At 70.4% G+C, this 11,645-nt stretch carries 9 protein-coding genes; 7 read left to right on the top strand and 2 right to left on the bottom strand.

The window, feature by feature from the left end; genetic code table 11:
* The first annotated feature begins 90 nt into the window (after positions 1–90).
* Positions 91–1,005 carry a DMT family transporter gene (locus tag ACFE86_RS06445; RefSeq protein ID WP_375454501.1) on the top strand — a complete coding sequence of 305 codons (915 nt, stop codon included), beginning with the start codon at positions 91–93 and terminating at the stop codon, positions 1,003–1,005.
* Between the two features lie 111 nt (positions 1,006–1,116).
* Here the strand turns inward: ACFE86_RS06445 and ACFE86_RS06440 are convergent, their stop codons facing one another.
* Complete coding sequence (locus ACFE86_RS06440; RefSeq protein WP_375454500.1) at positions 1,117–1,401, bottom strand: hypothetical protein; 285 nt, start codon at positions 1,399–1,401, stop codon at positions 1,117–1,119.
* Between the two features lie 281 nt (positions 1,402–1,682).
* On the opposite strand from ACFE86_RS06440, the gene ileS reads away from it, so the two are divergent.
* The 6 genes from ileS to ACFE86_RS06410 all read left to right on the top strand — a co-directional run bounded on the left by ileS (position 1,683) and on the right by ACFE86_RS06410 (position 9,933).
* A complete protein-coding gene (gene ileS, locus ACFE86_RS06435; RefSeq protein ID WP_375454499.1) occupies positions 1,683–4,655 on the top strand; it encodes an isoleucine--tRNA ligase in 2,973 nt (990 codons plus the stop codon).
* Between the two features lie 61 nt (positions 4,656–4,716).
* Positions 4,717–5,217, top strand: coding sequence for a signal peptidase II (gene lspA, locus ACFE86_RS06430; RefSeq protein WP_375454498.1), 501 nt, complete (start codon positions 4,717–4,719; stop codon positions 5,215–5,217).
* Positions 5,218–5,396: 179 nt separating this feature from the next.
* On the top strand, positions 5,397–6,053 hold the full coding sequence (locus ACFE86_RS06425) for a hypothetical protein (RefSeq protein WP_375454497.1): 657 nt from the start codon (positions 5,397–5,399) through the stop codon (positions 6,051–6,053).
* Between the two features lie 157 nt (positions 6,054–6,210).
* Complete coding sequence (locus tag ACFE86_RS06420) at positions 6,211–7,620, top strand: M16 family metallopeptidase (protein ID WP_375454496.1); 1,410 nt, start codon at positions 6,211–6,213, stop codon at positions 7,618–7,620.
* Between the two features lie 67 nt (positions 7,621–7,687).
* Positions 7,688–8,986 (top strand): M16 family metallopeptidase, encoded by a 1,299-nt coding sequence (locus ACFE86_RS06415; protein ID WP_375454495.1) that lies wholly within the window; start codon positions 7,688–7,690, stop codon positions 8,984–8,986.
* A 14-nt stretch (positions 8,987–9,000) separates the two neighbouring features.
* On the top strand, positions 9,001–9,933 hold the full coding sequence (locus ACFE86_RS06410) for a ring-cleaving dioxygenase (RefSeq protein ID WP_375454494.1): 933 nt from the start codon (positions 9,001–9,003) through the stop codon (positions 9,931–9,933).
* 3 nt (positions 9,934–9,936) lie between these two features.
* Here the strand turns inward: ACFE86_RS06410 and ACFE86_RS06405 are convergent, their stop codons facing one another.
* Positions 9,937–11,469, bottom strand: coding sequence for a Dyp-type peroxidase (locus ACFE86_RS06405; protein ID WP_375454493.1), 1,533 nt, complete (start codon positions 11,467–11,469; stop codon positions 9,937–9,939).
* Positions 11,470–11,645: the final 176 nt, after the last annotated feature.

Here is an 11,645-nt window from a genome sequence, read left to right as displayed (position 1 = left end):
CGGGTGACGATCGCGGGGCCGGTCCGTTAGGGTCGTCCGATCGGGACGGCACGAAAGTCCAAGACCATTCCAGCGACAGACCAGAGACCCGTGGTTCTGCCCGGCAGCGCCGCCGAGGCTCGGCCGGACGGGCGGCGCCTCGTCGGGATCGCGCTGATGTGCGGCACGCTGGCGTTCTTCGCCTGCCTCGACGCCTCGGCGAAGGCGCTGGCGCGGGCAGGGATCGACCCGCTGCTCACCACCTTCATGCGCTACTTCGTGAGCGTCGCGCTGATCTCGGTGTTCCTCAATCCCGTGACGACGCCGGCCGTGGTGCACAGCCGCCGCCTCGGGCTCCAGGTGGTGCGCTCGCTGCTGCTGTTCGGATCGACGGCGCTGAACTTCCTCGCGCTGCGCCACCTCCAGCTCGCCGAGACGCTCTCGATCCAGTTCGCGGCGCCGCTCACCGTCGCGCTGCTCGCCGGCCCGATGCTCGGCGAATGGTCGTCGCGCCGACGCCTGATCGCGATCGGGGTCGGGTTCCTGGGGGTTCTGGTGATCGTGCGGCCGGGCGTCGGCGACGTGCATCCGGCGGTGCTGTTCAGCCTCGGCAACATGCTCTGCTACGCGCTCTACATCGTCACGACGCGCAAGCTCGCGGCCTACGATTCGACCGCGACGACGATGTTCTATTCCGGGCTCGCGGGTCTGGCGCTGATGGCACCGCTGCTGCCGTGGATCTGGACCACCCCGGCGGTGTGGTGGGTGTGGGCGCTGCTCGGCGGCATCGGCCTGTTCGGCACGATGGGCCACTGGCTGCTGATCCTGGCGCATGCGCGGGCGCCGGCGAACGTGCTGGCGCCGTTCCTCTACACCCAGTTGCTGTGGTCGCTGATGCTGGGCTTCTTCGCGTTCGGCGACGTGCCGAACCGCTGGACCGTGCTCGGCGCCGCGATCGTCGTCGGCTCGGGGCTCTACCTGCTGGCCCACGACGCGATCGGGCGGCGGACCCGCCCGGCCGCCTGAGCGGCCGGGCGGGTCTCCGATCCTTACCGGGTCTCACCGGTCGTGGCCGAAGAGACCCGGCTGCGAGCCTATCCCGTATCTTAGTGAGCCGGGTTCGCCGAGATCAGGATCTTAGCGGTTCAGACGCTCGCGGCGCTCCTCGCGGCGCTCCATGCGATCCTCGCGGCGCTCCTCGCGGGCGAGGCGATCACCTTCCGGATCGACGCCGAGGACACCGCCGACGGTCCCCGTCGCGGCGCCCAGCGCACCGCCGACGATCCCGCCGACGGGGCCGGCCGCGCGGTTGCCCTCGTCGATGCCGCGCTCGGCTCCGCGCACGGTGCCCTGGGCCTGCGCCGAGGCGGACAGCGCCAGCGGGGCGAGGATGAGGGTGGTGGCGATCAGCAGCTTCTTCATCGAGATCTCTTCCGGTTCGGGTTGTCGGATATCGCTCCGGCCACGCTGCGCGCGATCCGGGTTCCGTGTCCCTTCAACGACGCAAAGGCGGAAAAGGTCGCATTCGCGCGGCACATGCCCCGACCGGGCGGCGTGCGGCAGCCGTCTGCCAGGGTTCGACCACGGGGACGGCAGGACCAGCCGGGCCCTGCGCGCGGACGTTTCGTCCGGTCGGCCCGCCGGTCCGGGGCGGCGCCGCGCATCCGCTGGCCTCCGGCGCACGCCGCTGCTAGACCGGCGCCATGACCGACCCGAACCCCGCCGAAGCCCCGGCCGGCCGCGACTATTCCAAGACCCTTTCCCTGCCGCAGACCGCGTTCCCGATGCGGGCCGGCTTGCCCGTGCGCGAGCCGCTGCTGCTGGAGCGTTGGGCGGCGACCGACCTCTACGGCCAGATCCGCGCGCAGGCGGCCGGCCGGCCGAAATTCGTGCTGCACGACGGGCCGCCCTACGCCAACGGCAACATCCACATCGGCACCGCGCTGAACAAGATCCTCAAGGACGTGATCGTCCGCGCGATGGGCGCCCTCGGGTACGATGCCAACTACGTGCCGGGCTGGGACTGCCACGGCCTGCCGATCGAGTGGAAGATCGAGGAGCAGTACCGCGCCCGCGGACGCAGCAAGGACGACGTGCCGGTGGTCGAGTTCCGCCGGGAATGCCGGACGTTCGCCGCCCACTGGCTCGACGTGCAGCGCGACGAGTTCAAGCGGCTGGGCGTCACCGGCGACTGGGACCATCCCTACGCGACCATGGCCTATCCCGCCGAGGCCGCGATCGCGGCCGAACTGATGAAATTCTCGATGAGCGGCCAGCTCTACCGCGGCTCGAAGCCGGTGATGTGGTCGGTGGTCGAGAAGACCGCGCTCGCCGAGGCCGAGGTCGAATACGAGGACCACACGAGCGACACGATCTTCGCGGCGTTTCCGGTGCGCGACGGCGCACCCGACGGTCTGGCCGGCGCAAGGGTCGTGATCTGGACCACGACGCCCTGGACGATCCCCGGGAACCGCGCCGTCGCCTACGCGAAGCGCGTTTCCTACGGATTCTACAGGGTGACGGAAGCGGCCGAGGACAATTGGGCGAAGGTCGGCCAGGGATACCTGCTGGCCGACGGCCTCGCGGCTGGCGTCTTCGCCGCCGCGCGCGTGGAAGCGTTCGAGCGGTTGCGGGACGTGACCGCCGCCGAGCTTGACAGTCTGACGCTTGCCCACCCGCTCGCCGGCCACGGCTACGACTTCCCCGTCCCGATGCTCGACGGCGACCACGTCACCGACGAGGCCGGCACCGGCTTCGTGCACACCGCGCCGGGCCACGGCCGCGAGGATTTCGAGGTCTGGATGGCCAACGGCCGGGCGCTCGCCGCGCGCGGCATCGACACGAAGATCCCCTACACCGTCGATGCCGACGGCGCGCTCACCGCCGACGCGCCGGGCTTCACGGGCAAGCGCGTGCTGACCGACAAGGGCGAGAAGGGCGACGCGAACAAGGCGGTGATGGCCGCGCTCGTGGAGGCCGGCACGCTGGTCGCGTCCGGCCGGCTCAAGCACAGCTATCCCCATTCCTGGCGCTCGAAGAAGCCGGTGATCTTCCGCAACACGCCGCAATGGTTCATCGCGATGGACAAGCCGGTGGCCGAGCTCGGCGACCGCACGCTGCGCGAGGTCGCGTTGCGGGCGATCGAGGACACGCGCTGGGTGCCGCCGCAAGGCAAGAACCGCATCACCGGCATGGTCGGCAACCGGCCCGACTGGGTGGTCTCGCGCCAGCGCGCCTGGGGCGTGCCGATCACCGTGTTCGTGCACCGCGGCACCGGCGAGGTTCTCCGCGACGCGCGCGTGAACGCGCGCATCGTCGCGGCCTTCGCGGCGGAAGGCGCCGATGCGTGGTTCACGGACGTCGACGGCGCGCGCTTCCTCGCGCCCGACCACGACCCGGCGGATTACGAAAAGGTCACGGACGTCCTCGACGTCTGGTTCGATTCCGGCTCGACGCACGCCTTCGTGCTCGACGATCCCGATGCCTTCCCCGGGCTGGCGAACGTGACGCGCCGCCGCGACGGCGGCCGGGACACGGTGATGTATCTCGAAGGCTCCGACCAGCACCGCGGCTGGTTCCAGTCCTCGCTGCTGGAATCGGCCGGCACGCGGGGCCGTGCCCCATACGATACGGTGCTCACCCACGGCTTCGTCCTCGACGCCAAGGGGCTGAAGATGTCGAAGTCGCGAGGAAACGTCGTCGCGCCCCAGAGCGTCATCAAGGATTCCGGCGCCGACATCCTGCGCCTGTGGGTGGCGGCCTCGGACTACACCGACGACCTGCGCATCGGTCCCGAGATCGTCAGGACGTTTGCCGAGACCTACCGCAAGCTGCGCAATTCGCTCCGCTGGATGCTCGGCTCTCTCGCCCACCACGTACCCGGCGACGACGTGGCCGTCGCCGAGATGCCGGAGCTGGAGCGGTTCGTGCTGCACCAGCTGCTCGAACGCGACGGCGAGATCCGCGAGGCTTACCGGAGCTTCGACACCAAGCGGGTCGTGGCTTCGCTCAACGGCTTCATGACCGGCGACCTGTCGTCCTTCTACTTCGACGTGCGCAAGGACGCGCTCTACTGCGACCCGGCCTCCTCGGTGACGCGCCGGGCCGCGCTCCAAGTCATCGACGAGGCATTCCGCCGCGTCGTGATCTGGCTCGCGCCCGTGCTGGCCTTCACCGCCGAGGAGGCGTGGCTCGACCGCTATCCCTCCGAGACCGGCTCGGTCCACCTCCAGACCCTGCCGGAGACCCCCGAGACCTGGCGCGACGCCCCCCTCGCGGAGCGGTGGCACAAGATCCGCCGGGTGCGCCGCGTGGTGACGGGGGCGCTGGAGATCGAGCGGGCGGCAAAGCGCATCGGTGCGAGCCTGGAGGCGGCGCCGACCGTGTACATCGCCGACGCCGACCTGCTGGCGGCGCTGGACGGCGTCGACTTCGCCGACGTCTGCATCACCTCGGCGATCCGGATCGAAGCGGGCGAGGGGCCTTCCGACGCCTTCCGCCTCGACGATGTCAGCGGCGTCGCCGTCGTCCCGGCCCGCGCGGAGGGGCGGAAATGCGCCCGCTCCTGGCGCGTCACGCCCGAAGTCGGCACCGACCCGGACTATCCGGACGTGACGCCGCGCGACGCGCGCGCGCTGCGGGAATGGGACGCGGCGCACGCGGATGCCGACGCGTGACGAGAAGCGGGCCGCGACATCCCTCCCCCCTCTGCGGGGGGAGGGAGACGTGGTGGCGGCGATGACGCCCGCCCGACTCGGCCTCGCCGCCCTCGTCGCGACGCTGATCCTCGACCAGGCCGCGAAGCTCTGGCTCTATCTCGGCACCGACCTGGTGTTGACGCAGCCCTGGCGTTACGGCGCCTACGCCGACTTCGTCGTCGTCTGGAATCGCGGCGTGTCCTACGGGCTGTTCCAGCAGGAGGGCGGACTCGGGCGCTGGCTGCTGGTGGCGTTGTCGCTCGCGGCGGCCGTTGGGCTCAGCGCGTGGATGGTCCGCACTCGCTCGCGCGTGCTCGGACTCGCCCTCGGGCTGATCGCCGGCGGCGCGCTCGGCAACGCGATCGACCGCGCGGCCTACGGTGCGGTGTTCGACTTCGTGCACCTGCATGTCGGCGCGTGGTCCTGGTACGTGTTCAACGTCGCGGACGCGGCGATCGTCGCCGGCGTCGTCGGGCTCGTCCTCGACAGCGTGAGGCCGGAGCGGCGCAGCGACCTCTCCGGCGAACCGCCGCCCCTGTGATCGGCAAACCACACCCGGTGCGTCTCGGCGCGGACGGCTGGTGCGGTGCGGTCAAGGCGCCATACGATCGCCGGAAACCGGCTCCACACCCGACGGTGCCGGATCGGGCCGCGAGGCGCGGCGGCTTCCGAGAACCCTGGAACGGGGATCGGGCATCGGCGGGTCGGCTGCGGGGCATCATGATCGGGTATCGGGGGCTTCTTCTCATTCCGGCGACGGCTGCTGCCCTGTGCCTGTCGGGCACGGCGCAGGCCCAGGAGCGCGGCGAACTCATGCGCAACGCGCTCAGCGGGATCGGCCTGCTGGAGAAGCCGCAGGCGCCGATCAAGTATCGCGAGCGGGCGCCGCTGGTGATGCCGCCCAAGCTCGGCGCCAAGGCCCTGCCGGACCCCCGCGCCAGCGCGGCCTCGCCGCAATGGCCCAGGGAGCCCGAGGTGGTGGAGCGCGAGCGTGCCGCGGCCGAGCGGAGGGTCTCCCGGGGCAACCAGATTCAGGGACGCTACGAGGACAACAACGCGACGCTCTCGATCGACGAGATGCGCAGCGGCCGGCGGGCCGATGCCAGCGTGACCCGCGAGGGCCAGCGCAAGCCCGGCGACAACACCCGCGAGGATTCGTGGGTCAACCCGATCGACCTGATCCGCGGCATCGGCGTCGAGAAGTCCGAGCCATCCGAGGTCGAGCCCGCGCGCGACGTGCTCACCGACCCGCCGAAGGGCTATCGCCAGGCGCCGAAGAAGGTGGCCCGCGGCAGCACCGACCCGGTGGGCAACCCGAGCCGCGAACGGGAAGAGTCCGATCCGGGCGTCTATCTGCGCGAGCAGCGCGCGCGCTGACGCACCCTGTGACGCCAGGGTGACGCAACCTCGGCAAACGTCCCGAACCGGCCCGGCCGGTACGGGACTTGCCGGTCAGGGATGCCCGAGGCGTGCGTCGCCCGGACATTGAACCAGAAACGGACGGTCCTGTGCGGGCCGCACGAGGGAAGACGGAATGCACCTGTTCAGGACGGCGACGCCCACCCTGTTCCCGGCCCGCGCTGGCAGCGGCCGCTTCTCCAATGCGGGACGCGCCGAGGCGGCGCCGTTCGGGCGCTCCGAGGCCGGCGGACCGGAGGTCTCGGCCTTCACCCTCGACAACGGCCTCGAGGTGGTGGTGGTGCCCGATCACCGGGCGCCGGTGGCGACCCACATGATCTGGTACCGCAACGGCTCGGCCGACGACCCGCTCGGCCAGTCGGGCATCGCCCACTTCCTCGAGCACCTGATGTTCAAGGGCACCGAGAAGCACCCGGTGGGCGCCTTCTCCAAGGCGGTCTCGGGCCTGGGGGGCCAGGAGAACGCCTTCACCTCCTACGACTACACGGCCTATTTCCAGCGCGTCGCCCGCGACCACCTCGACACAATGATGGCCTTCGAGGCCGACCGCATGACCGGCCTCGTCCTCGACGACGCCGTGGTGGCGCCGGAGCGCGACGTCGTGCTTGAGGAGCGCCGCATGCGGGTCGAGACCGACCCGTCCGCGCAACTCTCCGAGGCGATGGCGGCCTCGCTCTTCGTCCACCATCCCTATGGCATCCCGATCATCGGGTGGATGCACGAGATCGAGGGGCTGAACCGCGGCCACGCGCTGGACTACTACAAGCGGTTCTACACCCCCGAGAACGCGATCCTCGTGGTCGCCGGCGACGTGACCCCCGACGAGGTCCGGCGTCTGGCCGAAGCGACCTACGGCCGCGTCGCGCCCCAGGGCGCCCGGCCCGAGCGGGTCCGGCCGCGCGAGCCCGAGCCGAAGGCGCTGCGGCGGCTCGCGGTCGCCGACCCGAAGGTGGAGCAGCCCACCCTCCAGCGGCTCTACCTCGCGCCCTCCTGCATCACCGCCCGCGACGGCGGCTGCCACGACCTCGAACTGCTCGCCGAGGTGCTCGGCGGCGGCTCGACCTCCTACCTCTACCGCAAGCTCGTCATGGAGAGCGGCCTCGCGGTGAACGCGGGCGCCTGGTACATGGGCTCGGCGATCGACGACACCCGCTTCTCCGTCTACGCGGTGCCGGCCGAGGGCGTCAGCCTGGAGACGCTGGAAGCCGAGGTCGACCGCGTCCTGCGGCGCGCGCCCTCGGAGGCGCTCGACGCGGAGGCGATCGAACGCGCCAAGACCCGGCTCGTGGCCGAGACGGTCTACTCTTCCGACAGCCAGTCGTCGCTGGCGCGCATCTACGGCTCGGCGCTCGCCATCGGCGAGACCATCGACGAGGTCCGCCGCTGGCCCGCCGACATCGAGGGCGTCACCAAGGCGCGCCTCGCCGCGGCGGCCGAGCGGTGGCTCACGCCGTCGCGCTCCGTGACCGGCTACCTCGTCAAGGCCCGCGATCCCGACGCGCCCCTGGCGATCGCCGCCGAGTAGGCGCCCGCTCCCGCACCGGCGAACGGTGCTTGGCACCGCGTCCACCGACAAGAACAACGAGGTCCCCATGAACTTCGCCGACACCGATCTGGCCGAGACGCCCGTCCGCACCGCGGCCACGCCGGCCAACGCGCTGCCCGTCGAGACCGCCGCGGGGATCGAGGCGTGGCACGTGGAATCGCCGGTGGTCCCGATGATCGCGCTGGCCTTCACCTTCGAGGGCGGCGCAGCGCAGGACCCCGATGGCAAGTCCGGCTGCGCGCAGATGCTGGCCCGCCTCCTCGACGAGGGCGCGGGCGATCTCGGCTCCGACGCCTTCCAGGAGCGGCTCGCGGCCCGCGCGATCGAGTTATCGTTCCACGCCGGCCCCGACGCGATCGGCGGTTCGCTCAAGATGCTGGTCAGGCACGCCGACGAGGCGATCGACCTGCTCGCCCTGGCGCTGGCCAAGCCCCGGTTCGACGCGGACGCGATCGAGCGGGTGCGCGGCCAGGTGATCGCGGGCCTGCGCTACCAGCAGAACGACCCGGGCGTGATGGCCTCGCGCCGGTTCTTCGCGGAAGGCTTCGCCGGCCACGCCTACGGCCGGCCGTCGTCGGGCACGATCGAGACCGTGGCGGCGATCACCCGCGACGACCTGCTCGCGATGCACGCGCAACTGCTCGGGCGCGGCGCCGTGAAGGTCGCCGCCGTCGGCGCGATCGGCGCCGATCACCTCGCCGGGAGCCTCGCGCGGGCGTTCGGCGCGCTCCCCGAGGCCGGCGAACTCCGCGCGATCCCGCGCACCACCGTCCAGGACCTCGGCAAGCGCGTCGTCGTCGACCTCGACGTGCCGCAATCGGTGATCCGCTTCGGCATGGCCGGCGTCGCGTGGCGCGACCCCGACTTCATCCCGGCCTACGTGCTCAACCACATCCTCGGCGGCGGCGCCTTCACCTCCAGGCTGTTTCAGGAGGTGCGCGAAAAACGCGGGCTCGCCTACTCGGTCGGCACCTCGCTCGTCAGCCACCGCTCGGCGGCGATGATCTGGGGCTACACCGCCACCAAGAACGAGCGCGTCGGCGAGGCGCTCTCGGTGATCGGCGACGAGATCGGACGGCTGATCAGCGACGGCCCTGACGACGACGAGTTGCAGAAGGCCAAGGACTACCTCACCGGTTCCTACGCGCTCGGCTTCGACACCTCCACGAAGATCGCCCACCAGCTCGTGCAGATCGCCTTCGAGGGGCTCGGCATGGACTACATCGCGCGCCGCAACGCCCTGGTGGCCGAGGTCACGCAGGCCGACATCCGCCGCGCCGCCGGACGCACCTTCGCCGACGGCCGGATGCTCGTCGTCGCCGCCGGCCGGCCGACGAACTTCTGAGGCACAGGCCCGGCATGCGGCTCATCGGGACCCACCACCTCACCGCGATCACCGCACGGGCGGCGGACAACCTCGCGTTCTACACCCGCACGCTCGGCCTGCGGCTCGTGAAGAAGACGGTGAACCAGGACGACGTCTCGGCCTACCACCTGTTCTACGCCGACGGGCGCGCCTCGCCCGGTACCGACGTGACCTTCTTCGACTGGCCGGCGGCGCGCGAGCGGCGGGGCGGCAACAGCATCACCCGAACCCATCTGCGGGTCGCAGGCCCCGGTGCGATCGACTGGTGGCGCGGGCATCTCGCCCGCGCGGGCGTTACGCAGGCCGTGCCGGCCGAGCGCGACGGCCGCCTGACGCTGGATTTCGAGGACGGCGAGGGCCAGCGCCTCAGCCTCGTCGACGACGGCGGCGCGGGCGAGGCCCATCCCTGGGCGCACAGCCCCGTGCCGGCCGAGCACCAGATCCGCGGCCTCGGCCCGATCCGTCTCGCCGTGGCCGAACCGGAGCGGACGGCGGCCGTGCTCGTTGACGTGCTCGGCATGGCGCCCGTGCGCGGCTTCGACACGCCGGAGGGCGCCGTCCAGGTGTTTTCCATGGGCGCGGGCGGCCCGGCGGCCGAGGTCCAGCTCGTCGCGGACGCCTCCGCGCCGGCGCGCCAGGGCGCCGGCGGCGTGCACCACGTCGCCTTCCGCATCGCGGACGCGGATTACGCCGCCTGGGCCGACCACCTCAAGGTGCGGCGGATGCCGTCGAGCGGCCCGGTCGACCGCCACTACTTCCGCAGCCTGTACTTCCGCGAGCCCAACGGCATCCTGTTCGAGATCGCCACCGACGGTCCCGGCTTCACCGCCGACGAGCCCCTCGACCGCCTCGGGGAGCGGCTCGCCCTGCCGCCGTTCCTGGAGCCGCGCCGGGCCGAGATCGAGGCGGGGCTGACGCCGCTGTGAGGCTCACAGGTTGAGCAGGAAGGTCAGGCTCGGCGCGAAGAAATACTCGCCGCCCTTCATGTGGACGAATCCCGCGAAGCCGACCTTGTTCTCGATCCCTTCGGCCGGTTCGTCCCATTTCTTCGGCAAGCCCTGATCGAGCAGTGCCTTGTGTTGCGCGGCCGTGCCGCCATCTTGACCAATCACAGGATCGATCCCGGCCGGGATTCGCGGACCGCCGAGCGGGTCGGCCGGGTTCTTGGGGAAAAGCCGCGCGTTGGCCCAGTTCATCTGCGTGAACTTGAACTGCTGGCCGATCTCCGAATTGTAGGCCATGAACAGCAACCCGACGCCGTCCTTCGGCAGCTTGTCGGCAACCTTGTCCCTGAACTCTTTCATGCTTCCCGCGTCGGGCAGTTCGGCCGGCGGCACTTCGCGGCGCTTGTCCTCGTAGGGAATGCCGCGACGCGGCATCAGGTGCAGGCGTTCCTTGTCGGGCTCCTCGAAGCCGCCGCTGCCCCGCGGATTGGTCTTGCGGATATGGGCGTGCAGGGGGCAGCGGATGCCTTCGTCGCCGGCGTAGTCGAAGTTGTTGGGCGGTTTGAGCTTCCGAGCCTTGTCGGACAGGGTGACGGGCGTGCCGTCCTCGAAACGTCCGACGATCATCGCGCCGGCGCGCTCGCGCTCGTCGCCCGTAAGCCCGAGGATGGTGGCGATCTCCTGCTCGCGGGTCTTGAAGGCCCGTACATGCTGTTCGAGCTTGCGGAAGATCAGGTAGCTGCCGTAGGCGGTAGGCGTCTTGCCGTCGGCGACCGGAACGCCCGGGTCCTCCACGAGGGCGATGTCCAGACCGGCGGCGGGGTCCCAGCGGTTCGTGCCCGTGGCGTTCAGCTCTTCCGTGATGTCCTCTTCGAGGAGCAGGGGCAGGCTGCGGCCGTCGACGTAGCCGAAATGCTCGATGCCCTCGCCGGCGGCGTTGAACAGGGCCGCGCCGTGCTGCACGAAGGTCGTGCCCTTCGCATCCTCGATCAGTTCGCGGATCACTGCGGCGAGGGCGCCGGTCTCGGCCGCGGTCTCGTGTGCGGCGATCACGATCCCATGGATCTCCTTGCGGAAATGTGGCTCCCAGTCCGTGACCTGTGGATCGGCGAGGTCGGCAACGCTTCTGGGATCGCGCATGCCGCGGGAGAATTCCGGGTCCTTCGGGGCCGCATCCGCGCGCCCGATCGCGACGTAGCCCGCGGCGGAGAGCGCGACATGGACGAAGGGGCCGGCGCCCTTGCCGCCCTTCCGCTTCTTGCCGCTCCGCTTGTAGTGCTCCGCATCGAGCAATTGCCGATAAGCGTTCGTGACGTGGAAGTTGGCGAGGTCGCGCAACATCCGCCGGGAGGCGCGTTCGTTACCGGGTTTCAGGCGGAAGAACAGGTTGGCGGTAAAGTGGCGCCCGTGACCTTTGAGGATGTTGCCCTGCAGGGACTGAAGAAGAGCTAATGCATCAGCATTCGCATTCTTCCAGGACAAGGGTTTGTTCAGAATTATTGGCATACCTGCAGACATACCAACCTCGTCACAAACGGAATGAAGTCAAACGATAGACGCACCTCATGGAGATAAACATATCTTAGGTTGATTCGCAACGGCAGTCTCGACAGTTCAAGGCATCGCTACGAGTCCTCTGATATACCGCGACTCCGAAGGAATCCGTTTTTTCTGTTTTCAGGCAGCGATTTGCG

Origin of the sequence: uncultured Methylobacterium sp. (genome assembly GCF_964244095.1) — a bacterium.
Taxonomy (GTDB): Bacteria; Pseudomonadota; Alphaproteobacteria; order Rhizobiales; family Beijerinckiaceae; genus Methylobacterium.
This window is presented reverse-complemented; position numbering and strand designations above follow the sequence as displayed.